This is a genomic window from Sphingomonas lutea, assembly GCF_014396785.1.
GTDB classification, from domain to species: domain Bacteria; phylum Pseudomonadota; class Alphaproteobacteria; order Sphingomonadales; family Sphingomonadaceae; genus Sphingomicrobium; species Sphingomicrobium luteum.
Genome location: NZ_CP060718.1, coordinates 1,038,431 through 1,063,413, shown reverse-complemented (window position 1 = coordinate 1,063,413; position 24,983 = coordinate 1,038,431). Strand labels below are relative to the sequence as shown.

Here is a 24,983-nt window from a genome sequence, read left to right as displayed (position 1 = left end):
GCCCGGTTCATTCACTTATGGCGATCCGCCTTACCGCTTGCCGCGTTCGCCGCGCTCGCCCGACGTTGCGGGCGCTGCAGGTGCCGGCGCGGCGCCGCCGGTCGGAAAGCCGCGGCGCTTGAGCAGCGCGTTGACGTCCGGATCGCGGCCGCGGAACTGGCGGTATGCCTCCGCCCGGTCGGTTTCGTTGCCGGTCGTCAGCAAGGTCGTACGGAAACGGTCCGCGGTCGCCTTGTCGAACGGATTGCCGGTCTCCTCGAACGCCGCCCAGGTGTCGGCGTCCATCGTTTCCGACCACAGGTAGGAATAATAGCCGGCCGAATAGCTGTCGCCCGAGAACAAATGCCCGAATTGCGGAAGGCGGTGACGCATCACCATCTCGCGCGGCATGCCAAGTTCGCCCAACGTCTGACGCTCGAAGGCGTCGGCATTGATCACGCCGTCGGGCTTCAAGTGCAGCTTCATGTCGACCAGCGCCGAGGACAGATATTCGACGGTCGAGAAGCCCTGATTGAAGGTCTCGGCTTTCTCGATCTTGTCAACCAGCGCTTGCGGCATCGGCTGGCCCGTCTGGTAGTGCTTGGCGAAGCGCTCGAGCACCGGGCGGGTGAGCAGCCAATTCTCATTCACCTGGCTGGGGTATTCGACGAAGTCGCGCTGCGACCCGCCAAGCGACGGATATTTCACGTCCATCAGCAGGTAATGGATGGCGTGGCCGAATTCGTGGAACAGCGTCGATGCGTCGTCGAGGCTAACGAGCACCGGCTGGCCCGCAGCGGGCTTGGTGAAATTGTTGTTGTTCGATGCAAGCACGATGTCGTCGCCGAGCAGGCCCGCACGACTGCGGTAGGTCGTCATCCACGCGCCCGAACGCTTGCCCTCACGCCCGTAGGTATCGAGATAGAACAGGCCCGTGATCTGCCCGTTGCGGCTCACTTCGAACGTCCGCACGTCCGGGTGGAAGACCGGCACGGTGCCGGTGTTTTCCTTGAACTGCAGGCCGTACAGCTGACCGGCCGACCAGAACATGCCGTTCACCAGGTTCGACAGCTCGAGATAAGGTTTGATCTCATCTTCGCTGAGGTCGTATTTCGCCTTGCGCACCTTCTCCTGGTAATAACGATAGTCCCACGGCTCGATCCGCGTGATCCCGTCGCGCCGTGCGAACGGCATCTGGTCTGCAACCTCTTCCTTCACGCGGGCAACCGCCGGGGTCCACACGCGCATCATCAGGTCCATCGCGCGTTGCGGATCCTTGGCCATCGTGTCCTGCATCCGCCAATGCGCGTGCGTCGGATAGCCGAGCAGCTTGGCGCGATCGGCGCGCAGCTTCACGATCTTGGCGATGTTGGCATTATTGTCGTTGGCATTGCCGTTGTCGCCGCGGTTGACGAAGGCGTTGAACACCTTCTGGCGAAGCGCGCGGTTGCTGCCGAAGGTCAGCACCGGCTCGACCGCCGAACGCGTGTTACGGATCGCATAGGTACCCGCCGGCAACCCCTTGGACTTGGCGACCTCCGCCGCGGCATTCTTCACGTCGTCCGAAACGCCCGCCATTTCGGCTGCCGTGGCACGGATGAACGTGCCTTCGTCAGCCAGGAGATTATTGTTGAAGTCCGAAAACAGCGACGACAGTTGCTGGTTGATCTGGCTCAGCTGCGCTTTCTGTTGCGGGTTGAGCTTGGCGCCGTTGCGCACCATCGATTCATAGGTGCGTTCGAGCAGGCGCGTCTGCTTGGCGTCGAGGCCAAGCGAGGCGCGATTGTTGTAGAGTGTCTCGACCCGCGCGAAGAGCTTGGGATCGAGCGTGATTTCGTCGAACGCCGCGGTCAGCTTGGGCGACCATTCCTTGTCGATCGCCTGGATTTCCGGTGTCGACAGATTATCGGTGTGCACCCCGAACACCGCCAGGACGCGGCCGAGCCGCTGGCCCGCGCGCTCGCCCGCCTCGATCGTGTTGGCGAAGGTCGGCGCTTCGGGATTGTTGGCAATCGCCTGATATTCGCGGCGCTGCTCGTCGATCGCAAACTGGAAGGCCGGGGCGAACTGGTTCGGCTGGACCTTGTCCCACGGCGGCACCCCGTCATACGGGCCCGTCCACTCCTGCAGCAGGATATTGTTCGGCACGGCTTGTGCCGCCGCCTGCGCACCCGCGGCCGCAATCGCATCAGCAGCCATCGCCTGTCCCACCAAACCCGTCGTCAGCGCGACCATCGCACTCCCGGCCAACATCATCCGCTTCATGCTCTAAACCCCTCGACATTTCCAAAAACCGTGCGCGACCGCGTAACGATCTGTTCCCGGCCTGCAAGACAAAGTTCGATAAACGGCAGATCGTGAACACCAACTGAGTCAGAAGTTCAGGAAAATCAGCAGCTTGGCGTCGACCGCCAGTCCTTCGCCGCGCTTGCGCTGAATGAAGTCCGCAATTTCTTCCCGCGCCACGAGATGAACGCTGATGTCCTCATGCTCGTCGCCGCCGCCAGACCCGATCCGGCGCACACCATGCGCGCGCACGAGGGTGAAGCTTTCGGACAACATGCCCGGCGACGCATGGAAATCCCCAAGCCGTTCAATCCGCTCAGCGGTAAAGCCGGTTTCCTCTTCCAGCTCCTTGACCGCCGCGGCCTCGACCGTCTCGCCGGCGTCGATGTCGCCGATCAAGCCCGCCGGAAGCTCAAGGCAGCGTCGACCGACGGCGACGCGCGGTTGATCGATCAGGATGATTTTTCCGTCATGCTCGGCAAGGATCACGACGGCCCGCGTGCCGTGAGTGCGGCTGGCATATTCCCACTGCCCCTGGCGCATGGCGCGAACATATTTGCCCGCCCACATCACTTCTTCCGGAGGATCGTCCTGGGTCACAACTCGATCAATTTGTCCGGAATTTCATTGGTGTCCGTGGAAGAACGCGGGAAGTGTTCGGCGAGGACGACGCCGACCTGCTCGATCGCCGCCACCATGCCGTCGGCGATGCGCCCCGCCTTCACCTCGACCAGCAGCGCCGCCATGGCTTCGCCCCAGGTTTCGGGCGTGGTCACGTGGGTGATGGCTTCATCGGCGACGATCTCGGCACGATGCTCCCCCATCGACAGATAGATGAGCACGCCCGTTCGCCCGACGGTGCGGCGTTCAGCCCCCGCTTTGAAAATGGAGATGGCGCGCCGCCGTACCCGCCGGGTCTTGGTCGCGCCCGGCGTCAATGCCAGCCGCAGCGGCACATATTTCAGGATCAGCAGGACGGCGGTGAACTTGATGACCGCGGCGAACAGCAGAAGCGTCAACAACTCAGCAAGTGACGGGTCGGGCCGCCAGCCGCCGAAGAAGATGCCGAACCAGAAATGCAGCACGGACGGCGCGGCGGCGAAGATGGCGAGAGTCGCGATCATCACCAGCACCGCCCAGTGCAACGCGACGTCGTGATACGCATCGCTAAGGTCGGTGGTGACCGCGATGATTTCGCCGTCGCTTTGCGCTTCCGCCGCGGCGATCGCCTTGCTCACCTTTTGGTGGTCGACCTCGCTCATGCGCGGGATCACCATGAGCCGGACGCCCCGCCGCCGCCGAACGAACCCCCGCCGCCCCAAAAGCCGCCGAACCCGCCGCCGCCACCGCCGAATCCGCCGCCACCCCACCCGCCGGCGCGCCCGCGCGAGGCGTGACTCAGCGCTTCTAGACCCCACAGCACGACCCATGGGTCGATCCCGCTCCGGCCCCGCCGCCGATCGCGGCTGTGGAACCGCCGCCCGCCGGGGCGGCGCGCGAGCCCGCGGATGATCATGAAGAAGACGATCATGATGAAAATGACGGGCAGAAACCCAGCGCCCCTCGTATCGCGGGCCTTTTCCTGCTGCTGGGCCTGGGCGGTGCGCCGCTGCGCCTCGGCCGGCGACAAGCTCATCGTCTTGACGATCTGGTCGGCGCCGGCGGTGATCCCGCCTGCAAAATCACCCGCGCGGAAACGCGGCAGGATCGCGTCGCGCACGATGACGCTCGACAATGCGTCGGTCAGGAACACGCGCGCGCCATAGCCGGTTTCGATCCTCACCTTCTTTTCGGCCGGCGCGACGAGCAGGATCACACCATCGTCGCGCTTTTCATCGCCGATCTTCCAGGCGCGTCCGAGCCGGTAGCCGTAGTCTTCGATCGGCCGCCCTTCGAGGCTGCGCACCGTCGCAATGACGAACTGCCGTCCGGTTTGGGCTTCGAGCGCCTCGCTCTTGCTGGCGAGGTCGAGCTCCTGCTCGGGACGGAGAAGGTCGGCCTGATCGACCACGCGGCCGGTCAGTTGCGGAAAGGTCTGCGCCGCGGCCGGTGCAGCCAGCGCAAGGAGCGCCAGCCAGAAGACGGCTAGGAAGCGCGCCACCTCAGCCCGTCGTGTTGAAATCGACCCTGGGCGCGTTTTGCGCGCCCGACGCGGCCTCGAACGGCACCTTGGGCTTGGCGCCGTAGAAGACCTTGGCGCCGATCGCGTCGGGGAAGGTGCGGATGCGCGTATTATAAGCGCGCACCGCCTCATTATAATCGCGGCGTCCGACCAGGATCGAATTTTCCGTGCCTTCGATCTGCGATTGCAGCGTCAGGAAATTTTGGTTCGACTTGAGGTCTGGGTATGCCTCCTGCATCCGCTGCAAGGGGATGATCGCCGCGGTCAGCCGGTTCTGCGCCTCGGTGAAGGCGCGCATGCGCTCCGGATTGTCGAGGTCCTCGGGGCTGAGCTGGATGCGGGTCGCCCCGGCGCGCGCCTCGGTCACTTCGGTCAGCACCGCGCGTTCCTGCTGGGCATAGCCGCGCACCGTTTCGACAAGGTTGGGGATGAGGTCGGCGCGGCGCTGATATTCGCTTTGCAGATTGCCCCAGGCCGCGTTGACGTTCTCCTCGGCGGTGGGAACGCTGTTCAGCCCGCATCCCGCGAGGCTGAACGCCACCAAGGGTGCAAGCAGTCCGGTTCGGCGAATTGCGGTCATCGTCCCCTCCACAAGAGTGTCGCGGGCATAACTAGGTACGGCCCCGTTTCGTTGCAATATGCTGTCGTAGGGCGGCAACACAGTGCATGCGGGCGGGAATTGGGTTAGGATGCGGCGTAAGCTGCTGGGGGATGCGGCCATGATCAAGGAATTCCGGGACTTCATTGCGCGTGGCAACGTGCTCGACCTCGCCGTCGCGGTCATCATCGGTGCTGCCTTTGCGACCATCGCGACCAGCCTGACCGAAGACATCATCATGCCGGTCATCGGCGCGATCTTCGGGGGGCTCGATTTCTCCAGCTATTTCGTGCTGCTCGGCCCCGTACCAGACGGCTACAGCGGCAGCTTGGCCGACTACGCCGCACTCAAAAAGGCCGGCGCGCCCGTCCTCGGCTGGGGACAATTCGTCACCGTCCTGATCAACTTCCTTATCCTCGCCTTCATCATCTTCTTGCTGATCAAGGCGGCGAACAAGGCGATGCGGCGCGGCCCGGACGCCCCCGCGGGGCCAACCGAGACCGAGCTGCTGACCGAAATCCGAGACGAACTGCGGCGGCGCTGATCAGCTTTTGGGGCGACCCTGGAAGCCAGCGTCCTTGCGCAGCGCGTCGCCGTCCATGACATAACCGTCGCTGACCACCGTCAGCACGCGGCGCAACGCCCCGAGGTCGGTCGACACGTCACCATCCACCAGCACCATGTCGGCTTCCTTGCCGACCGCGATGGATCCGGTCCGCTTGGCGACGCCGACGCGGCGGGCGGGGACGATCGTCGCCGCCTGCAACGCTTCCGCATTGGTCATTCCGGCTTCCTTGTAGAGCTCGAGCTCGCGCACCAGCTCGATGCCCTGCCCGTCGGTCCCGGCGACGACGGTCACCCCCGCCTTGTGCAAGGCGCCGACCAGCTGGACCAGCTTGGCGAAGCTCTTGCGGTAATCGTCGCGCGAATAGCCTTCGACCACCGGATAGCCGGCCGACTTGAAGTAGCGGTCGAAGGAGGGCGAGAGCAGTCCCATGTACGGCGCGTAGGCGTCGGACGGAACGCCGCCATCCGATTCCATCGTCGCTTCCCACACCACCAAGGTCGGATCGACCACCGTCTTGTGCCTGGCCAGTTCGGCGATGAAATTCTTCATCACGGGCCCGTTCAAATCGACGTCCTTGAAATATTTCGCCGGCCCTTCGATCCGCTGCGCCGTATTGGCCTTGTTGACGACGTCATCGGGCATCGCCTGCATGGCGACGAAGTTGATGTGGGTGAGCTCGTCATACCCGGCCTTGACCGCATCGAGCGGGCGCATCGTCGCGGGGACGTGACCCAGCACCTGCATCCCTAGCTTGTGCGCTTCGCGGGCGCCGGCCGGGATCCAGGCAGGATTCATCGAGGTGTAGAATTTGACGCCCCACAGGCCTGCCTCGTGCATCTTGCGCACCGCGGCGACCGTCTCGGCCTCGCTCGACACGACCTCGGCGCCCTGCGCCGCCAGCGGGTGCTTCTGGTCGATGATCTGAGCGACGAACGGCTCTCCCATCAACAGGTCGCCCGACTTCCAACGCGTGGTCGCATCGACCGCGCGGTCGATCTCCGTCCCGGGACTGCGGAAGCTGGTGATGCCCGTGGCGAGATTGGCCAGCACGCTCCAGTCGTCGCCGATATGGAGGTGGCTGTCCCACAGGCCGGGGACGAGCGTGTTGCCCTTGCCGTCGATGACCCTGGCCCCAGCCGGCGCCTTGAGCGACCCCGCGGCCCCGATCCTGACGATCTTGCCGTCCTGCGCCATCACCGCCCGGTTGGTGAGGAAGATCCCCTTGTCGGCGTCGAACAGGCGGACATTGTCGAACAGCACCGGCGCCCTGTTCGCGGGATCGCGGAAGCGGTGCGCGATGGCGCGAACCGCCTTGGCGGTTTCGGCATCCTGCAAATCGTTCATCGCCTTGTTGTTGGATTCGTACCCGGCCGGGAAGGTCGAAATGTAGCTGACGTTGGCGAAGAACTTTCCGTCGCTGTCGAGCCACACCGGCGAGGGCGAGGGGCCCAGGCCGCGGATCCACGCCAACTGCACCGTCTTGGGACCGCTCGGCCCCTTGATCTCCAGCGTCGGGCCTTTCTCAAGCGTCGCGCGCCCGCTCGGGAACAAAGCGATGCCCGCGCTCCCGGCCGCGACCAGCCGGTCGATCATCGGCAGGCTTTGCGCCACCGTGCCGCCGGTAGACAGATAGAAAGCGTTGGACGCCGGCAGGTCGCCGCTGTCGGCGGTCGCTTTCCACGCCGCCTTGCCGTTCTTCATGACGAACGTCTCGGCAGCATCACCGTTGGGGGTCACGCCGCGCACCGTCAGCGCCACCGGCATCCCGTCCTTGCCGAGCGTGACCACGTCGTCGACTTCGGTGATCCAGCCGCGCAGCGACTGCGAATAGCGCCCCGCCAGCGAACCGTCGGGCTGTGTCCACACCCACTGGTCGCCGTGCTTTCCGGCCTGGGAGACGACGACATAATGCGCCGCATTGGCCGGCGGCTTCATCAGCTGCTCCTTGGGCACCGGCGCGGCCAGTGCCGACGTCGATGCAGTGGCGAGCAGGATCGCTGCGAAAGCTGGTGCAAATTTCATGTGAAGCCCCCTTCGGATGCGCTGTTGTGGCCGAGGAGAAGAGGTCGACGCAAGGGGCGCCTCGACAAAACGACAAAAGGAGGTGGGGAGCTTGTGTTGCCCGGCGCTCCGCGTCTTTGAATAAGTCCAGGGGGTTCTGTTGCCCGGCCCCCTGGCGGCCGCTGGAATCCCCTTCTGTTGCCCGGTGGGGTCCGACCGCGCTTAAGCTTTGTAACTTAGTCCGTTAGGACGTCAGTTACGCGGCAATCGCGAGTGCTTCGTTATCGTTAGCACTTGTGTGATTGAGCCTTCACGGTGGTCTCCTACCGATCGGCAGCCAAGCCTTTACCGCACTCGTCGATCCTATTTCGCCCCCATCAGCAATCCTCGCGACGAGGGCTGGTGGTGGAGGCGCCGGGGTACTGCCCCCGGGTCCGAAGTGCTTATTCCACTCAACAATCTACCGACGTAGCCGGGTTTCCCCGGCACGCCCTAGATAGGCGCACGAAGCGTGAACCTCAAGGATTTGGCGGAACCGCCTTGTCGGTCGAGGGGTTGGAAAACGCACTGGAATCCGATTGTCGACTGCTGGTATGGCGGCGCGCGCAATCTGTTGAATTGGGGATCCAAGCACATGAAAAAGTTTGTTTTTGCCTTCGTCGGAACCGCTGCCCTCGCGCTTGCGGCATGCAGTGGCGATAACCAGGATGCGGTCGGCAATGCGGAAATGAACCAGCCGCCGGCCGAACTTAACGATCTGTCGAGCGACGCCGCCAACGATGCGGCCGCTGCCGAAGCCGCGGCGCTCGGTACGCAGCAGCAGCAGCTGGAAGAGCAGAATGCGGTCGACAATACCGCCAATCCGGTCGACGAGGACGAGCAGAACGTCAGCGGGATGTAACCTTCCCGCTCGCAGGAAAAGGGAAAGCCGCCTGGCGACGGGCGGCTTTTTCTTTGGGCCGCCAACGCCTAGCTGGAGGGCACATGAGCGACGAGGCGATCCCCGCAGCAACATTAATCCTGGTACGCGACTGCGCCGCTGGACCACCGGAACTATTGATGGTCGAACGCGCCGCAGGGATGGCCTTCGCGGCGGGCGCGCTCGTCTTCCCCGGCGGCCGTATCGATGATGGTGATCGCCGCCTCGCCGAGCAGGCCGGGATTACGGACGGCGCCGCCGTCGCCGCCATTCGCGAGACGATCGAGGAAACGGCTGTGCCCGTCGGCCTTGCGCCGGTGCCGGACCCCGAAGCCAGCCGTGCCTTGCAGGCGCGGCTGGTTGCGGACGAGACGTTCGGCGAGGTTCTTCTCGATGCCGGGCTGCTTCTGGACGCGGCCGAGCTTACCCCCTTTGCGCGCTGGGTGCCCAAGTTTCACGCGGTGCGCCGCTTCGACACGCTGTTCTACGTTGCGCGCTGCCCCGACGGCGACTGGCAACCGACGGTGATCGAGCGCGAATGTGCCGGCGCGTACTGGCTCACTGCGCAGGAGGTGCTCGACCGTGATCGGCGCGGGCAGAGCCGGTTGATCTTCCCGACCCGCCGCAATCTCGAGCGATTGGCGCAGCATGGGTCTTTTGCGGACATTCGCGCCGACGCGCTCGCGCACCCGATCGATCCGGTCACGCCCTGGGTCGAGGAACGCGGCGGCGAGAAGTTCATCAAGATTCCCGACCATCTGGGATATCCGGTCACGGAGGAGAGACTGGACGGCCTGTGGCGCGGCTGATCGTCATCCTGATCCTGTTCGGCCTTGGCGTGGCCGCTTACCTCTTCGGCCGCGACTATGTGCGCAAGCACCCGCAGGACGTGCCGTGGACGCCGCTGCGCCTGGATGACCCGATCGGGCGCTTCACATTGCGCAAGCTGGTCGCATTGCGCGACGATCCCGCACAGTGCCGCGCGCTTCTGCGGCAGGCGGGGTCGGCCGATACGGCGGCGGCGCCGCGGTTAGGGGAACCCAATTGCGGCTACCGCGATGGCGTGACCCTCCTACCCGCGAAAAGCGAGGCGCGCTTTGCACCCCCCAACGTCGTCACCAGCTGCCCTGTCGCCGCGGCGATGCTGGTGTTCGAACGGCAGATCCTGCAGCCGGCTGCAGCGCGGCACTTGTCGTCACGCGTCGTCGAAGTGCGCCATGCGGGAAGCTATAGCTGCCGACGCCTCTACGGGCAAAGCGAAGGCGAGTTCAGCGAGCATGCCACGGCCAACGCCTTGGATATCATTGGGTTTGGACTTGCCGACGGGACGGACGTCAGCGTGCTGCGGGACTGGGCGGCGGGCGCGAAGGGCGCCTTCCTGCGGGACGTGCATGACGGCGGCTGCGATCTGTTCGCGACGGCGCTTTCACCCGATTACAACGCCGCGCACGCCGATCATCTGCATTTCGACCAGGCCGAGCGAGGCAGGAGCGGCTTTTCCGTCTGCCGCTAGGCACACGAGTCGCAAGCCGCACATGCGAAAAGGGGACCCGCCGCGGCGGATCCCCTTCTGATCGAACAATCCGAAACGCTTATTTCAGATGGTTCGAAAGATGCTTGTTCATTTCGAACATGCTGCAGCGATCCTTGCCCCCAAAGACCTTCTTCAGCTTGTCGTCGGCGACGATTTCCCGCTTGTTTTGCGGGTTTTGCAGGTTGTTCTTGCGAATATGGTCCCAGACCTTCGAAACCACCTGGCTGCGCGGCAGCGGATCGCTCCCGGTAATCGCAGCGAGATCCGCCGAAGGTTGAACCGGGCGGGCCAGTCCGCCCCCTGCTTTACGACCACTTTGTGCCATCAGGCCCTCCTGTTGTTCCGGTCTATGGATAGAGCGCAAGTGCAGACGCTTTGCAATGGCCCTGCGGCAAGAAGAATCCGTCTCAATTTGAACCGAACGGTACCACCTTGTTTTCGGTATCGTGTCCAATGTCGGCGCGGCCGCCGTACGGGATGCCCGCGCGATGGCACCACTCCTCGACAATCGCGCTCTCATCGCGGCCGAAATCGGGGTCGTTCGCCGGTATGTCACCAACCCTGCCCAGGCGCAGGCGGGCGACGCTGCGCACGTTGGCGCTCGACGTCACATGAAACATCGTCCGGTCAATGCGATAGTGATGCTCGCTCACATCCTCGATGAGCAATTCGACGCCGCGCAGGTCGGGTTCCAGTACCGTTCCGAGCAGCGCCGCGAGCACGGTCAGGTTGAACGCCATCGCCGGCGCTTGCAGCGCGGGCTCAATCGCCGCCGCGTCGCGCCGAACAAGCCAGTCGATCGCGCGCGTCACGGCCGCTTCCCCGCCCTCGCGGGCCACATCTTGCGGCATTGGCCCCCAGGCGCATTTCAGCCCGGCCTTGTGGAATGCGGCATGGAGGAAACCCGAATCACTATAGCCGAGATAGATTTTGTCACGGGCGGCTGGCGGAAGGTCGCGCACCGCGGCCTCGGCGATACGGTTCGATCCGTAGCCGCCGCGCGCCGACCAGACCGCGTCCACCGTGGGGTCGGCCATCACCTCGCGAAGCGCTGCCAGGCGATGTTCGTCCGATCCGGCGAAATGGCCGTCGGACAAGAAGCATTGCGGATGAATCGCCAACTCGCAGTCCCCGCGCGATGCCGCGAGCGCCTCCAGCCGGTCAGCCGCGTCGCGCTTCAGGGTGCAGCTTGGGGCAACCACGGCAATCTTCATCCGGCGATCCTTTGGCGTAGCATCCGACCCCGCAATAGGGCACGCTCCACGTCTTAGGCCAGACAGGGGGTGTCGATGTCGAAGCGTCACGCGATGATCGGGTTTGCGGCCATCATGCTGGCATCCTGCGCGACAAGCCCCGCCCCGATTGCCGTCCAGACAAGCAGCCTACCGGCACCGGTGCCGCTGATCCATTTCGACACGATCATCAGCGGGGGCATGATCTACGACGGGTCGGGCGACGCGCCCTACCAGGGATATGTCGCGATCAGCGGGGATCGGATTGCTGCGGTCAGCCGAAATGTGCCGGGCACCGCGGCCACTCACATTGCCGCCAACGGCATGGCGGTCGCGCCGGGCTTCATCAACATGCTGAGCTGGGCGACCGAAAGCCTGATCGAGGATGGGCGCGGCCAGGGCGACATTCGCCAGGGAGTGACGCTCGAAGTGTTCGGCGAAGGCTGGTCGATGGGCCCGCTCAACGCCGAGATGAAGGCGCTTGAAGTAAAGCGCATGGGCGACATCAAATATAACATCACCTGGACCAGCCTCGGCGAGTATCTTGAGCATCTGGAGCGGCGCGGTGTCTCGACCAACGTCGCCTCCTTTGTCGGCGCCACCACCGTGCGCGTGCACGAGCTCGGCGAAAAGGACGTCGATCCCAACCCCGAGCAATTGCAGCGGATGCGCGGACTGGTGCGCAACGCGATGCAGGAGGGCGCGCTCGGCGTCGGATCGTCGCTGATTTACGCGCCGGCCAATTTCGCGGAAACGCCCGAGCTGGTCGCGCTGACCAGCGAAGCGAGCAAATGCGGTGGCATGTACATCAGCCACATCCGCGACGAAGGGCCCAAGCTGATCGAGGCGATCGACGAGCTGGTGGAAATCTCGAAGCAATCGGGTGCGCCGGCGGAAATCTATCATTTCAAGCAATCGGGCCGCGACAATTGGGGCAAGATCGACGCCGCCATCGCGCGGGTCGAGGCGGCACGCGCCGCGGGCCAGCGCATCACCGCCGACATGTATACTTATCCGGCAAGCTCGACCGGCTTCGACGCGGCGTTTCCATTGTGGGTGCAGGATGGTGGGCTCGAGGCTTGGGTCGCGCGTCTCACGAACCCCAGGACCCGCGCGCGGGCACTCGCCGAGATGCGCGGGCCCAAGGCGACCGAGAACACCAAGCTGGTGGTCGAGGAGCCCGACAAGGTGCTGCTCGTCGGCTTCAAGTCGGAGGCGCTCAAGCCGCTGACGGGCCGCACGCTCGGCAGCGTCGCCAAGGAACGCGGCAAGCGCCCCGAGGAGGTCGCCGCGGACCTGATCGTCGCCGATGAGACGCGCATCCAGGTCGTTTATTTCGGCATGAACGAGGACAATGTCCGGCGGGAGGTCGGCCTGCCGTGGATGAGCTTCGGCTCCGACGCGGCGTCGATGGCGCCCGAAGGCGTGTTCCTCAAGTCCAGCACGCACCCGCGCGCCTACGGCAATTTCGCGCGACTGCTCGGCAAATATGTCCGCGACGAAAAGGCGGCGAACCTACCGGACGCGATCCGTCGGCTGACCTCGCTTCCGGCTACCAACCTTGCTCTCAAGGACCGCGGGTCATTGAAAACCGGCTACGCCGCCGACATCGTCATCTTCGACCCCGCCACGATCCGCGACCATGCCACGTTCGAAAAGCCGCACCAGCTCGCGACCGGCGTCCGCGACGTCTTCGTCAACGGCGTGCAAGTCCTCAAGGACGGCACACACACCGGCGCCAAGCCCGGTCGCGTCGTGCGCGGCCCCGGCTGGACCGGCTGGCCGGGCGGAGGCGCGTGCAAATAGCGGTGTTTGTCAGATCGCCCGCCAGCCAATAGGGCGGCGCCAATGACTGACTCCTCGATTTTCTTCAGCGGCATCGGCGGCAGCGGGATGCTGCCGCTCGCCAGTATCGTCCGCGCCGGCGGCGCCAAGGTCGCGGGCTCGGATCGCTCGCTCGATGCGGGGCGGACGCCGGCCAAGTTCGATTATCTGCGTTCGCTTGGCATTCAACTGTTTCCGCAGGACGGGTCGGGGCTGCAGGAGGGCATGACGCTGGTCACCTCCGCCGCGGTCGAGGAGACCGTGCCCGACGTCGTCCGCGCCCGCGAACTTGGCCTCGACCATCTGACTCGCCCGCAATTCCTGGCGCAATTGCTCAACGATGCGCAGCGCAGCGTTGCCGTCGGCGGGACCAGCGGCAAGTCCACCGTGACCGGCATGATCGGCTGGATCCTCCACGCCTGCCACCGGCAGCCGACGGTGATGAACGGCGCGGTGATGAAAAATTTCGTCAGCCCGTCGACGCCGTTCGCCAGCGCCCTCGTCGGCGATCCCGAGCTGTTCGTGAGCGAGGTCGACGAGAGCGACGGGTCGATCGCGCTCTACCAGCCGGAGATTGCGGTGCTGACCAACATCAGCCTCGACCACAAGGAAATGGGCGAGCTGCGGACTCTGTTCGGCGGGTTCGTGCTGCGCGCGAAGAAATCGGTGCTCAACCTCGACGACCCCGAGGTACGCGCGCTGTCCGACGTGGCGCCGCCCGACCGCAGGATCGGTTATGGCTTCGACAGCCCCGGCGCCGATTTCATGGGCAAGGATCTGCAGCTGCTGGCCGACGGCGTGTCTTTCGCGGTCGAGGCGGAGGGCGAGCGGCACGAGGTGCGCATGTCGGCGCCGGGCCGCCACAATGCGTCGAACGCGCTTGCCGCCCTAGCGGCGACGCGCGCGCTTGGCGTTCGGCTGGAAGAGGCCGTGGCCGCACTTGCACGGTTCGAGGGGCTGAAGCGCCGGCTCGAAACCGTCGGCACCGCCCGCGATGTCACCGTGATTGACGATTTCGCGCATAATCCGGACAAGATCGACGCGTCGCTGGCAACCCTTCGCGCCCAGCCGGGGCGCTTGCTGATCATGTTCCAGCCGCACGGCTATGGTCCGCTGAGCAAGATGGGCGAGGAACTTGCAGACAGTTTCGCCAAGGGCATGATCGGGGAGGACCGGCTGTACCTGCCCGACCCTGTTTATCAGGGCGGCACGGTCGACCGCTCGCGCGGGTCCGACTGGTTCGCGGCGCAAATCGCCGATCGCGGCGCGACCGCCGAGCATATTTCGGAGCGTGCGAAGATCGCCGATGCCCTGGTCGCCGAAGCCAAGGCCGGCGACCGCATCGTCATCATGGGCGCGCGTGACGACACGCTTATCGATTTCGCGCAACAATTGGTCGATCGGCTCGACACGCGGAACTGACGTCGGGGCGACTGCGTAAGGGCGCATATGGCAAGAACCGGAACGGTCACCGGCTGGAAGCTTCCGCGCGACGCGCGCGATCGGCTGCTCGAGCAATTCCCGCCGCAATATGACCAGGTCATCGCGGACCACGTCACCCTGCGTGTCGGGGCGACCGCCGACACACCCCTGCCGCGGAAAGGCGAGGCGCAGATCGTCGGGCGCGTCGACGACGGCACGAGCCTTGAGGCGCTGGTGGTGGCGCTGGATGGCACGACGGACCGGCCGGACGGCTCCACCTATCACATCACCTGGTCGCTCGGCCCGGGGCGCAAGGCGCGTGAAAGCAACGACGTCCTGCGCGACCGCGGCTGGGACTGGCTGCCCGCCCCGATCCCGATCGATCTGGAGCCGGCTCGGTTTTGATGGCCGGGGATGATCACCGCCCGCGACTGTTTCTCGACGCCGACGGCGTTCTCGCGGATTTCGATCGCGGCGTTCACGAGTTGCTTGGCGCCACGCCGGACGCATTCATCGCGAAACGCGGCCAGGGCAATTTCTGGAAGCGGCTGGCGACCGCACCCAATTTCTACGCGCGATTGCCCAAGATGGCGGACGCCGATGTGCTGTTCGATGCGGTCGCACATCTCACGCCGACGATCCTCACCGGTTTGCCGCTCGGCAGTTGGGCCGCGCCGCAGAAAGTAAAGTGGGCGCTCGAGCACTTCCCCGGTGTGCCGATCATCACCTGCATGGCGCGCGACAAGCACAAGCATATGACACCCGGCGACGTGCTGGTCGACGATCGCGAAAATCACCGCGCGGCCTATGAAGCGCACGGCGTGGTCTTCATCCATCACAAGAATGCGAAGGACAGCCTCAGGCAGCTGGCGGAGATTTTCCCGTCGGTAGCGGTGCCGGTCTAGCCGTCATTGCGAAGAGCCACAGGCGACGCGGCAATCGATGACGCCCGTGGGGCTTCGCTCCGCTCGCAGTGACAATTGGTGCTAGGCAGCCTGCTGGTGGTCGACCTTCTCGACCCACTCGGGCCAGAACACCGGCTCGCGGCTCGACCAGCCCGGCGCGGTCGCCGCGCTTTCGCTGATCGACTGGAGCAGGATGCGGCGGCGATCCGGGTGCAGGTGCGGCAAGGCCGCGGCGGCGCAGAAAGCCGCCGGCAACCATGGCCGCGCAGCCGCGCCGATCAGCCGCTCATAAAGGAAGCGGTAAGCGGCGAAGTTCGGCAGGCGGTCCTGACCCAGGTCGAACGCGGAAATGGTGATCAGCATGCCGATAAACGGCTCGATCATGTCGAGCCCGCTGTCGTCCGGCACCTGGAGCCGAAGATGATCAAGCTGCTTGTAGAGGCGGGCCTGGGCGCGGATCGAGGCGCCTTCACCTTCGTCGCGGGCCCAGCATTCGAGCGGGTCGCGGCGGCCGTAAGCCACGTCGAGCGCGCGGCGGATGTACCGTTGCGTCGCCTTCGGAAAGCTCGCGAACTCCTTCATCTCCGAGATCAGCATCGCGCCGCTGGCCGGTTGGCTGGTCCGCGTAATCATGAACCCGACTCCTTATGCCCGGGTGAGATCATGCGGCGATGTTGGTTGCATATTGCTTAACCACAGTCCCACTCCCCGTTCAGATTGAATCAGAGGGGAGTCACCGCGTCTAGGTAAGAAATTGACGCAGGACGCTAAAACTGTGGATTGTTGATTTATTGCAACGCGACCGTGTTTTTGTGACGGTCGCGCAACTTATTCGGGGAATCCGGACGAAGGCACTGGGTGGTCCCCGCCGCCCGGCTGCGCCGCCGACGGCGGGTCAGATGCGTCCATCGACTCGTCGCTGCCGACATCGATCTTTGCGTCCTTGTCGCCCGGGTTCTTCTTCAGCCGCTGCTCGAGGTCGGCATCGGGCGCACCGGACGAAACCGACGGTGGGATAGTCTTCTTGTGATCGCCCGCCATCTCTTAGCTCCTGCTGGGGTTTTGCACGGAACGTGCGTCCCTCTCTCGCTGTTCCGTTCGGCGAATGGCGGTCAGTTTCGACAGGCGCGCCTTGTGCTTCTGCCAAAGACGATGCACGCAATTGTCTTCGCACGGCGCACGGGCCACATAAACGTCACATGAACAAGCGTTCAGACATGATCGAATTCGCGCTGACCCGGCGCGAAACGACCCACCGGTTCGGCGACTGGCCGATGGCGGTGAAGTCCATCCTGGCCTTCTGGCTATTCTGGTACCTCACGGTTTTTGCGCGCGCCTTCCTGAGCGCCGACCCCGGCACCATCCTCCTGAACCGGTCCCTGACGCTTGGCGTCGGAATCGTTCTCACCGTCCTCATCTACGTCGCGTTCCAGTATCTGGCGCGCGACGTTTCGCTAAAGCGGCGGATTGCGGCCGGCCTTTTCGCATCCCTGGTGGCAGCAGCGGCACAAGCGGCGATCCTGATCTCGGTCGATCGGTTCCTGGAGAAGCCGCAGGAACAGATGCAGTTCACGTCGCGCGAGGGTCATACGGTCGTCGAAACCGGCAACACCTTGCGCATTGAGCGCACTGGCCAAGCGCCGCTCGTCCTCACCTTTCCGCGGCTCTCGGATCTCAACGCGTCCCATCGGTTCCGTTATGCGGCCGACAGCGCGGTCACCTGGTTCTTCTTCTTTGCCGCGTGGAGCGCCTTCTACATGGCGATGCTGTCGCAGGCGGCCGCGCTTCGCGCCCAGCGGCGGGTTGCCGATGCCGAAAGCGCGGCGCAGGCGGCGCAGGTCCGCGCGCTGCGCTACCAGGTCAATCCGCATTTCCTGTTCAACACGCTCAACTCGCTGTCGTCACTGGTGATGACTGGACGCACCGACCGCGCGGAGAACATGCTCCTGGCGCTTTCGACCTTCTTCCGCACCAGCCTGTCGCTCGATCCCAGCGCCGATGTTACGCTGGCCGAGGAAATCGATCTCCAGCGCCTTTACCTCGACATTGAAAAGGCGCGCTTTCCCGACCGACTTCATGTCGAGATCGATGTTCCGCCTGGTTTGGATCAGGCCCGCCTTCCCGCGCTCATCCTGCAGCCGATCGTCGAGAATGCGATCAAATATGGCGTTTCCAAGAGCCGCAAGGCGGTTCTGCTGCGCATTGAAGCGCGCCATCTTGGCGATGGCCGAATGGTCGTGGAGATCAGCAACCGCCTGAAGAACAGCGCCAAGGAAGAACTGCCCGCTGCCACGCACGAAGGCACCGGCGTTGGCCTCGCCAACGTGTGCCAGCGCCTGGAAGCGCGCTGGGGCCACCGCGCCAGCTGCCGCTTTGGCCCGATGAACACTGGCGGCTACAAGGTCTCGCTCACCATGCCGGTGGAAACAAGTGTCTGATCCGAAGCCGTTGCGAGTCCTCATTGCCGACGACGAACCGCTGGCGGCGGAGCGGCTCCAGCTGCTCCTCGCCAAGGCCGAAGGCGCGCAACTTGTCGGCACGGCGAGCGAAGGCGAATCCGCGATCAACCTGGCAGAGGCGCTGGCGCCAGACCTTCTGCTGCTCGACATCGCCATGCCCGGCCTCGACGGCATTGGCGTGGCGCGCGCGCTGGCGGCGCTCGACCCCTCCCCTGCCGTGGTCTTCGTGACGGCGTTCGACCAATTCGCGGTGGCCGCTTTTGAGGTCGAGGCCGTCGATTATCTGATGAAACCGGTCGATCCTGGCCGGTTGCAGCGTGCCATTGAGCGGGCCCGCGCCTATCTCGTCCAGCGAAGCGCGCAGCCCACGCCCGGCAAGGCGTCGCAATGGCTCGAGGAATTCTGGGCGTCGGACCTGTCGGGACTGGTGCGCATTGCCGCGCGCGACGTTGACCGCGTGTCCGCAGAACGGGACTACATGCGCCTCCATGTCGGGCGCCGAAGCTGGCTGATCCACCATTCGATGGCCGCGCTTGAAGAAGGCCTGGATCCGGAGCTTTTCGTGCGGCTGCACCGCTCGGCGATCGTGCGTAAGGACTTCATCAGCGGGTTTACCCGCAACCCATCCGGTCGCTGGCTCGCCCGGCTTGCGGACGGTACGGAGCAACCCGTGGGACGCCTGTATTCGGATCGCGTCCGGGCAATCGCCGGACGGTAAGAAGTCTTCAGAAGGTTAAAAAAAAAGCCGCCGCGCCCCCGGGAAAGGACGCGGCGGCTCCTCGTGCGCAATTCACTGACCAGTGACGATCAATGCAGCGGCGCTCGAAACGGTCACCGTCGGGTTGAGGGCCGCGCGGACCGCAGCGTCAAACGCCGGCTGCGCTCGGGCAATCGCGCCATCCTGGCAATCCGACGCCGCGCCGAGCGCGGCAAGGTCGGTCGCCTGGCGCACAGCACACACCGAGCTGGCGGCGAAATTGATCCGGCGGACAAGCGTGTCGCGCCCGGCCTGACCACGCAGATTGAGGTCGGCGTACGAAACCGTCATTGCATCCGCGCTTGCGGCTTGGCTGACAGTGGGGACCAACAGGGCCGCAGCCACGGCGATCGCGGCCAGCGCTGGAATGGTCTTGGTCATCTCGCGTCTCCTTTATCTTGCGACGCGGAGCTAGCTGGGGATGAGGGGATCGGCCCCGCGTCGCCACTTTGATATGCGCCGATCCGGCCGACTGGTCGCGCGCGGCTCGACAATGAAACGGGGATTGTCTGCGATCCGACAAAAGCCGTTCGTTACGCGTCCAATCGACGAACGGTGGTCAGCTGGCGTTCAGCTTTCGGGATCGTTTTCGGCGGTCGAGCGATCGACGACGGTCGTTACCGCAACGTCCAGCGAGACGTTGCCGACGGTGCGGAAGATGTCGGGAATCATCTCCACTGCCACGAACAAGGCGAGCGGCGCGACCGGAACGCCCAGCGCCATAGCGATGGGCGCGATCGAGCTGATGAATGTGATTTCCCCCGGCAGGCTGACCGCCCCATAGCTCATCACTGCGGCCACGGCTGTGGCGGCGATCATCTGCGCCAGGCTCGGCTCGAACCCCAGCCAATGCGCGACGTAAAATGCGACCGCGCAGTTCATCGCGGGGCCGGTTCCGCGCAACAGCGCAACGGCGATGGGCAATGTCACGTCGGCTACTTGCTCACGCACGCCGATTGCCCGGGCGGCGGTCAGCATCGCGGGAAGCGACGCCAGGGACGAGCGCGTGGAGATCGCGACCGCCTGCGGCCCGATCATCGCGCGCGTAAACAGGCCCGGGCGAACGCGCCCGATCAGGATGGCGATAGGATAGGCCGCAAGCGTGATGAGGACTCCAATGGCCGAGATCGTCAGGATGTAATGGCCGAGCCCGGCAAAGGCCTCCCCGCCCGCGGCCGCCCCCACCGTGAAGGCAAGCGCGAAGACGCCGATCGGCGCCACCCACAGCACCCAGCGGATGATGACCAGCAAGGCGTCGGCAACCGCTTCGAACAGGGCAACGACGGATTGGCGCCCCTCCGCTGAAACCTTCGCCAGCGCGAGCGCGAATAACACGGCGAACACCACTAGCGGGAGGACGTCGCCATTGGACGCGGCCGCAATCACGTTGCTGGGCACGATCCCTTTGAAGAAGTCCAGGATGGATGGCAGCGCTGCGGTGTCCGGCTGTTCGATCGCGCCCAGCGCCGCTTGAAGGCTTTCAGCGGTCCCGCGGGGAAGCGGGAAAACACTGGTCAAAAGAAGCACCATCAAGGCGCCGAACACGGCCGACGACGTGCACAGAATCACGATCCAGAAGACGGAGCGGCTCGCAATGCGGCCAGCGGCGGCGGCTTCCCGGCTCTTGGCGATGCCCACCACAAGCAGCGCCACGACGAGCGGGATGACAGTCATCTTCAGCGCATTCAGCCACAAGCCGCCGACAAACGCCGCTGCGGCGAGCAGCCCCTCACGCACGCCTTGGTCGAGCAGATGCGCCATCGCCCCCGCGCCAAGCCCGACGATGAGCGCAACAAGCGCCCAATAAGCCGCGAAACTCCGCGCAGCTTGCTTTTGCGTGTCGGTCAAATCGCGAATTCCTCCCGGTGCGCTTCTGCCTAGCTGCGCGACGGGGCGGCATTCAAGCGGTTGCGCGGTCTTTCGCCATTGCGTGGACGATCTTCATCGCCTCGTGCGCCGAAAGCGCCGCGCCTTCCTGCCACAGGCCCTGGTAGCTCAAATGCTCGCCAGCAAAGACGATCGGGCCTTCGGGCTTGAGCAGCTCGGCATAATGCGGGCCGCGCGCGCCGCCCCCTGGCCAGATAGCGCCGACGCCTTCGGAGTAAGGGATAGACCCCCACCCCACCGCCACACCCTTGGCCAGGAGCCGCGAGCGGCCGGGATGGAAGGCTTCGACCGACTCGCGGCTGATCCGCAGCCGTTCGGCGTCGCTGAACGCGGCGAATTTCTGCGGATTGTCGTTATTCGTCCATCCCGCGACATAAGCGGCCACAATCACGCCCTTGTCCGCGCCGAAGCGGTCGGACGGATAGATCACATTCTCATTGGCGCGATCGGTCCAGGCAAGCCCGCCGTAGATGAAATCGTCGCGCTCCCAGAAGCGCGGGGCTTCGAACGCCACCTTGACGCTGGGCAGATAGGCGACGCCCTTGAACGCCGCTTTCTTCGCGGGCGAAAAATCGTTCGGGATCCGATCGAGCAGGTTGGCACCCAAGGTCACGATCGCGAAATCCGCCGTGATGACCTGCTTGCCCGGGCCATGTTCGATGCGGACACGGTTGCCGATGCGGCGAATGGCGGTGACCCGCGAACTCAAGCGCACGTGCGGCTTCACGCGCTCGTAGAAAGCTTTGGCGATGCGATCCATGCCGCCGACCGGCTGCAGCATGGTCGATTGCATGTCGTAGATATGTTCGAACAGGTACGGCAGCGTGACCGCCGGCGATGGGCCAAGTTCCTTGAACGAAAGGCGCGGCAGGGGCTTCGGTTCCTGCGTATAGCCGCCGCCTTCGACCGAATGGCCGGACGAGCCGCTGGGGACGTAAACGCCGTCCGGCCCGACGCCGGCATAAGGCCCGAGGAATTGGCGAATCAGCTCCAGCTCGCCCTTCGGCACCTGCTGGTCGAGCGCATGTGTGTCGATCGCCTTGGCGAGGAGCTCGCCAAGGTGGCCGCGAATGTCGTTGACCATGCGCCGCTCGGGCTGGACCTTGCCGCCGAAATCCCATCCGGCGCTGCGGTTGACGTTGACGAACGGTTCCAGCGCGATCCCGAATTGCCGCGCGTAGCCAAGGATCACGCGGTGCGTGGATGGGATGCGTGCCGGCCCGGCGTTGAAATACAGACCCTTTTCGAAGGTGGCGACCTGATCGGCGCGCCCGTTCTGCACGATGCGGTCGCCGCCGCGCACCGTCCACGCACGCCCGCCAGCTCGGTCGCGCGCCTCGAGGACAGTGACCCGATATCCGGCGCGGCCGAGCTCGTAGGCCGCGATCAGGCCGGAGATGCCGGCGCCGAGGATGACGACCGATTTGCCGTTTCCGCTACTCGGCGGAAGCTGGAAGTTTTCCGCGCCCGCGGGGGTGGGCATCGCAAGGCCCAGCGCTTCCATCGCCATATAGGCCGCGCCAGCGCCGCCGATCGTCCCGATCTGTTCCAGAAGCGTCCGCCGCGTTAGTGCCATGGTCCCCCTCCATCGCGTGGCGCCGCATCGCCCCCCACGGCAGCCGCGCACCAGACTGACAGCAAATTACGGCCTGTGCACAGAAAATTCGACGGAGTCGCCGCATCGGCTCGGCTGTTCGCGCGTTAGGACCGGATACATTCTCCCTTTTTGTACTGGAGCAAGACATCGTGACCGAACGCAACGAACAGACGACCACCCTCAACACGCTGATCGCAACCCTGATCGACAGCATCAACGGTTATGAAGACGCAGCGGCGAACAGCGAAGGCGGCAAGTTTCAGGAGGTGTTCCGCAGCCGCGCCAGCGAACGCCAGCAAGTCGTCGAAGACCTGCGCGCTGAAGTGCGCCGGCTCGGCGGCAATCCGGAAGACGACGGCTCGTTCATGGGCAAGACGCACCAGCGCTTCCTTGATCTCAAGGCCACGATCACCGGGCGCGACGATCAGGCGATCATCAATGAGGTCGAGCGCGGCGAAGACTATCTCAAGGAAAAGTTCGAGACTGCGCTCAACAGCCACGAATTGACCGGCGACAGCCGGGCGGTGGTCGAAAAGGCCTATCAGTCTGTTCGCGCCGGCCATGACCAGATGAGTCAGCTGAAGCACAGCCTCGACGCGTCGGCCTAACTTTTAGCACCACCCGTTCGGGTGGGGTGCGGGCGGCTCTCCGGCCAGCGGAGCCGCCCCGCTGTTTTTTAATAGCCCATCAGCGCAAGCACTTCGCGGCGGCTCCGCTCGTCCTCGCGGAATGTGCCCATCATCCGGCTCGTCGTCATCATCACGCCCGGCGTGTTGACGCCGCGCGCGGTCATGCAGGCGTGGCTCGCCTCGATGATCACCGCGACGCCCTTGGGCTGGAGATGCTCCCAGATGGTATCCGCGACCTGTGCGGTCAGCCGCTCCTGCACCTGCAGTCGCCGCGCGAACCCGTGAAGCACTCGCGCCAGCTTGCTGATCCCGACCACCCGGTCAGCCGGCAAATAAGCGATCGACGCCTTGCCGATGATCGGCGCCATGTGATGCTCGCAGTGCGACTGGAACGGAATGTCCTTGAGCAGGACGATCTCGTCATATCCCCCGACTTCGTCGAACGTGCGGCTCAGGTGCAGTGCCGGGTCCTCGGCATAGCCGCGGGCATATTCGCGCCAGGCCCGCGCGACGCGACGCGGCGTGTCGAGCAGCCCTTCCCGCTCCGGATCGTCCCCGGCCCAGCGGATGATCGTACGGACCGCTTCGCTGACGTCGGCGGGGATGTCGCCGGCCGTCGCGGGCTCGACGAGATCGCCGTCCTCGGGCTCGCCATGGGCGTTTCGATCGGTCATCCGGCCAACTCCTGCGCGATATCATCGGCCACTTGCGCGGCTTGCTCGCGGATATCAGGAACGGCGACGATCTCCCAATAGCGGCCCTTGGTCAGCGGTCCCAAGGCCCACAGTCGTTGCCCCGGCGTGGCGCGCGCTCGCTCGTCGACCTCCAACCCGATCCCGAGATGGTCGGGCCGAACTTCGCCGGCATTGAGCAGGCTGCGCACGAGCCGGTCGTTCGTCCTTTCAATGGAATGCAGCGGGCCCGTGCAATTGAACACGTAATCGAAGCGGGCGGTGCGGCTCTCTTCCTCGCCCCGGCGGCGATAGGTCACGTTGATCCCTTCCTCCGCAGCGTCCGCAGCGACGATTCGGCCGGAAATGATTTCCAGCGACCCGGCGGCAATGAGCCTCGCGACGATATTCGACACTTCGGGCGCAATTCGGTGCCGATGGACGTCCCAATAGGGTCGCGCGTGACGAAGAAAGCGCTTCTGCTCGTCGGCCGACAGGCTTTGCCATAAGGGGTGGCTGTGCGGCCGCAGGCTATCCACCGCGGCACGCCACCCGGCGACTACGGAACGACGCCGCACCCAGCGCAGCATGTCGCGCAGATTGCCGCTTGGAAGCTCCCCTGCGGCGACCGGCGAGGGGTCATAATCGCCGTGCGCCCGCGGAATCTGACCGCGGCGCGAGATCGCCACGACCTGGCCGTCATGCCCCGCAGCCTCGAGCGAAAGCACAAGGTCGATCATGGTCAGGCCGGTACCGACCAGCAGCACGCGGCCGCCATTCTCCGCGCTGTCGCGCACCGCAGCCGACGCGCGCGCGCCCCACGGGTTGGCGATATAGTTCGGGCCAGCCTGGTCGAACGCGCGCAAGCCGCCGGGCGGCTGATTGCCTAGGGCGAGGACGAGTGCCCTAGCGGCAATTGACTGGCCGTTGTCGAGCTCGATCCGCCAATCCTCGCCTCGCGCGGCCGTGACCACAGTCGAATGGGACAATTCGGTGCAACCGCTGCCAACCGCTTCGTCGAGCAGTTCGGCCAAATAATTCGCAAACAGCCGCCGCTGCGCGAACCCGGCGCGATTGCCGCCACGCGCTTCGAACCAGTCCGCGAAATGCTCGGGTTCCCCGGCCATCGCGCTCATTCCATCGGCACGGACGTTGAGCAGGTGCGCGGGTTCGGTCGTCGAATATGCAACGCCGCGGCCGATGCGGCCGCTGCCATCGATCAGAATGCTTGCAATGCCGCGCCGCGCGAGTTGCGCGGCGAGGATCGTCCCCGACGCCCCGCCACCCACAATCGCGACCGAGACGACCCGGTCAGATTTCATAATCGGACCAATTCTCCGGATTGGCCGCGCCCGCCTTGCGCTGCTGCATATGGTCGTAGATCCGCGTGACCACCTTGCCCGCGGTCTGCGTGAACAGCGCCGGCACGACGGCGTGGACGATGCAGGCCACACCCGCGCCGATCAGCTCTCCGCCGATCTTGATGGCGCCGGCGCCGTGGCTGGCCCAGCTCATCCCGAGCGAGCGCGGGTGATCGGTAAATAAGCGTCCCACGGGGCCTGTGCGTGACGAATCGGCTGGCATTAGGGCTTC

27 protein-coding genes and 1 other RNA gene are annotated in these 24,983 nt (G+C 65.0%); 11 read left to right on the top strand and 17 right to left on the bottom strand.

The window, feature by feature from the left end:
* Window positions 1-30: 30 nt before the first annotated feature.
* From H9L13_RS05450 to H9L13_RS05430, 5 genes are all read right to left on the bottom strand, one after another.
* A complete protein-coding gene (locus tag H9L13_RS05450; RefSeq protein WP_187539704.1) occupies window positions 31-2,244 on the bottom strand; it encodes a M3 family metallopeptidase in 2,214 nt (737 codons plus the stop codon).
* A 108-nt stretch (window positions 2,245-2,352) separates the two neighbouring features.
* Window positions 2,353-2,865 (bottom strand): NUDIX hydrolase, encoded by a 513-nt coding sequence (locus H9L13_RS05445; RefSeq protein ID WP_235091214.1) that lies wholly within the window; start codon window positions 2,863-2,865, stop codon window positions 2,353-2,355.
* Complete coding sequence (locus tag H9L13_RS05440) at window positions 2,862-3,542, bottom strand: TPM domain-containing protein (protein ID WP_187539702.1); 681 nt, start codon at window positions 3,540-3,542, stop codon at window positions 2,862-2,864. The genes H9L13_RS05445 and H9L13_RS05440 overlap by 4 nt, the downstream gene beginning before the upstream one ends.
* Window positions 3,536-4,366 (bottom strand): TPM domain-containing protein, encoded by an 831-nt coding sequence (locus H9L13_RS05435; RefSeq protein WP_187539700.1) that lies wholly within the window; start codon window positions 4,364-4,366, stop codon window positions 3,536-3,538. The genes H9L13_RS05440 and H9L13_RS05435 overlap by 7 nt, the downstream gene beginning before the upstream one ends.
* A 1-nt stretch (window position 4,367) precedes the next feature.
* Entirely contained in the window at window positions 4,368-4,967 is a 600-nt protein-coding gene (locus H9L13_RS05430; protein WP_187539698.1) for a LemA family protein, read from the bottom strand.
* 139 nt (window positions 4,968-5,106) lie between these two features.
* Between H9L13_RS05430 and mscL the strand changes: the two genes are divergently transcribed.
* Entirely contained in the window at window positions 5,107-5,529 is a 423-nt protein-coding gene (gene mscL, locus H9L13_RS05425) for a large conductance mechanosensitive channel protein MscL (RefSeq protein WP_187540173.1), read from the top strand.
* Here the strand turns inward: mscL and H9L13_RS05420 are convergent, their stop codons facing one another.
* On the bottom strand, window positions 5,530-7,575 hold the full coding sequence (locus tag H9L13_RS05420) for an amidohydrolase family protein (RefSeq protein ID WP_187539696.1): 2,046 nt from the start codon (window positions 7,573-7,575) through the stop codon (window positions 5,530-5,532).
* Between the two features lie 163 nt (window positions 7,576-7,738).
* Window positions 7,739-8,080, bottom strand: a transfer-messenger RNA (tmRNA) gene (ssrA, locus tag H9L13_RS05415).
* A 108-nt stretch (window positions 8,081-8,188) separates the two neighbouring features.
* On the opposite strand from ssrA, the gene H9L13_RS05410 reads away from it, so the two are divergent.
* The 3 genes from H9L13_RS05410 (at window position 8,189) to H9L13_RS05400 (ending at window position 9,986) form a co-directional block, all read left to right on the top strand.
* Complete coding sequence (locus tag H9L13_RS05410; protein WP_187539694.1) at window positions 8,189-8,455, top strand: membrane lipoprotein lipid attachment site-containing protein; 267 nt, start codon at window positions 8,189-8,191, stop codon at window positions 8,453-8,455.
* A gap of 83 nt (window positions 8,456-8,538) precedes the next feature.
* A complete protein-coding gene (locus H9L13_RS05405; protein WP_187539692.1) occupies window positions 8,539-9,282 on the top strand; it encodes an NUDIX hydrolase in 744 nt (247 codons plus the stop codon).
* Window positions 9,270-9,986, top strand: coding sequence for an extensin-like domain-containing protein (locus tag H9L13_RS05400; protein WP_235091210.1), 717 nt, complete (start codon window positions 9,270-9,272; stop codon window positions 9,984-9,986). Before H9L13_RS05405 ends, H9L13_RS05400 begins: the two co-directional genes overlap by 13 nt.
* Window positions 9,987-10,065: 79 nt before the next feature.
* Here the strand turns inward: H9L13_RS05400 and H9L13_RS05395 are convergent, their stop codons facing one another.
* Complete coding sequence (locus H9L13_RS05395) at window positions 10,066-10,332, bottom strand: SWIB/MDM2 domain-containing protein (protein ID WP_187539690.1); 267 nt, start codon at window positions 10,330-10,332, stop codon at window positions 10,066-10,068.
* A gap of 82 nt (window positions 10,333-10,414) precedes the next feature.
* Entirely contained in the window at window positions 10,415-11,221 is an 807-nt protein-coding gene (locus tag H9L13_RS05390) for an LD-carboxypeptidase (protein WP_187539688.1), read from the bottom strand.
* Window positions 11,222-11,296: 75 nt separating this feature from the next.
* Here H9L13_RS05390 and H9L13_RS05385 point away from each other — a divergent pair, with 75 nt between their 5' ends.
* The 4 genes from H9L13_RS05385 to H9L13_RS05370 are packed head-to-tail and all read left to right on the top strand — an operon-like array spanning window position 11,297 to window position 15,390.
* A complete protein-coding gene (locus H9L13_RS05385; protein WP_187539686.1) occupies window positions 11,297-13,045 on the top strand; it encodes an N-acyl-D-amino-acid deacylase family protein in 1,749 nt (582 codons plus the stop codon).
* 42 nt (window positions 13,046-13,087) lie between these two features.
* Entirely contained in the window at window positions 13,088-14,485 is a 1,398-nt protein-coding gene (locus H9L13_RS05380; protein ID WP_187539685.1) for a Mur ligase family protein, read from the top strand.
* Window positions 14,486-14,512: 27 nt separating this feature from the next.
* Window positions 14,513-14,890, top strand: coding sequence for a hypothetical protein (locus H9L13_RS05375; protein ID WP_187539683.1), 378 nt, complete (start codon window positions 14,513-14,515; stop codon window positions 14,888-14,890).
* Entirely contained in the window at window positions 14,890-15,390 is a 501-nt protein-coding gene (locus H9L13_RS05370; RefSeq protein ID WP_187539682.1) for a 5' nucleotidase, NT5C type, read from the top strand. Before H9L13_RS05375 ends, H9L13_RS05370 begins: the two co-directional genes overlap by 1 nt.
* A gap of 81 nt (window positions 15,391-15,471) precedes the next feature.
* Here the strand turns inward: H9L13_RS05370 and H9L13_RS05365 are convergent, their stop codons facing one another.
* Together H9L13_RS05365 and H9L13_RS05360 are read right to left on the bottom strand one after the other, a co-directional pair.
* Entirely contained in the window at window positions 15,472-16,023 is a 552-nt protein-coding gene (locus H9L13_RS05365) for a P-loop NTPase family protein (protein WP_408022125.1), read from the bottom strand.
* A 195-nt stretch (window positions 16,024-16,218) separates the two neighbouring features.
* Window positions 16,219-16,431 carry a hypothetical protein gene (locus H9L13_RS05360; protein ID WP_187539680.1) on the bottom strand — a complete coding sequence of 71 codons (213 nt, stop codon included), beginning with the start codon at window positions 16,429-16,431 and terminating at the stop codon, window positions 16,219-16,221.
* A gap of 176 nt (window positions 16,432-16,607) precedes the next feature.
* On the opposite strand from H9L13_RS05360, the gene H9L13_RS05355 reads away from it, so the two are divergent.
* Both H9L13_RS05355 and H9L13_RS05350 read left to right on the top strand, forming a co-directional pair.
* Window positions 16,608-17,828 (top strand): sensor histidine kinase, encoded by a 1,221-nt coding sequence (locus H9L13_RS05355; protein ID WP_187539678.1) that lies wholly within the window; start codon window positions 16,608-16,610, stop codon window positions 17,826-17,828.
* Window positions 17,821-18,567: a LytR/AlgR family response regulator transcription factor gene (locus H9L13_RS05350; protein WP_235091207.1), complete on the top strand. Its 747-nt coding sequence runs from the start codon at window positions 17,821-17,823 to the stop codon at window positions 18,565-18,567. Before H9L13_RS05355 ends, H9L13_RS05350 begins: the two co-directional genes overlap by 8 nt.
* Window positions 18,568-18,639: 72 nt before the next feature.
* Here H9L13_RS05350 and H9L13_RS05345 read toward each other — a convergent pair whose 3' ends face one another.
* The 3 genes from H9L13_RS05345 to H9L13_RS05335 all read right to left on the bottom strand — a co-directional run bounded on the left by H9L13_RS05345 (window position 18,640) and on the right by H9L13_RS05335 (window position 22,069).
* The gene (locus H9L13_RS05345) at window positions 18,640-18,987 is read right to left on the bottom strand and encodes a UrcA family protein (protein WP_187539676.1); all 348 of its coding nucleotides are present in this window, start codon (window positions 18,985-18,987) and stop codon (window positions 18,640-18,642) included.
* Between the two features lie 189 nt (window positions 18,988-19,176).
* Window positions 19,177-20,454, bottom strand: a complete 1,278-nt coding sequence (locus H9L13_RS05340; protein ID WP_235091206.1) for a dicarboxylate/amino acid:cation symporter — start codon at window positions 20,452-20,454, stop codon at window positions 19,177-19,179.
* A 52-nt stretch (window positions 20,455-20,506) separates the two neighbouring features.
* Window positions 20,507-22,069: a flavin monoamine oxidase family protein gene (locus H9L13_RS05335; RefSeq protein WP_280528175.1), complete on the bottom strand. Its 1,563-nt coding sequence runs from the start codon at window positions 22,067-22,069 to the stop codon at window positions 20,507-20,509.
* Between the two features lie 170 nt (window positions 22,070-22,239).
* Between H9L13_RS05335 and H9L13_RS05330 the strand changes: the two genes are divergently transcribed.
* Window positions 22,240-22,698, top strand: a complete 459-nt coding sequence (locus H9L13_RS05330) for a ferritin-like domain-containing protein (protein ID WP_187539674.1) — start codon at window positions 22,240-22,242, stop codon at window positions 22,696-22,698.
* Window positions 22,699-22,766: 68 nt separating this feature from the next.
* Here the strand turns inward: H9L13_RS05330 and folE are convergent, their stop codons facing one another.
* From folE to H9L13_RS05315, 3 genes are read right to left on the bottom strand one after another with little or no spacing between them, the layout of a single operon-like run.
* Window positions 22,767-23,393 carry a GTP cyclohydrolase I FolE gene (folE, locus tag H9L13_RS05325; RefSeq protein ID WP_187539672.1) on the bottom strand — a complete coding sequence of 209 codons (627 nt, stop codon included), beginning with the start codon at window positions 23,391-23,393 and terminating at the stop codon, window positions 22,767-22,769.
* Window positions 23,390-24,712: an FAD/NAD(P)-binding protein gene (locus H9L13_RS05320; RefSeq protein WP_187539670.1), complete on the bottom strand. Its 1,323-nt coding sequence runs from the start codon at window positions 24,710-24,712 to the stop codon at window positions 23,390-23,392. The genes folE and H9L13_RS05320 overlap by 4 nt, the downstream gene beginning before the upstream one ends.
* Window positions 24,702-24,944 (bottom strand): DUF6356 family protein, encoded by a 243-nt coding sequence (locus H9L13_RS05315; protein WP_187539668.1) that lies wholly within the window; start codon window positions 24,942-24,944, stop codon window positions 24,702-24,704. The genes H9L13_RS05320 and H9L13_RS05315 overlap by 11 nt, the downstream gene beginning before the upstream one ends.
* Window positions 24,945-24,983: the final 39 nt, after the last annotated feature.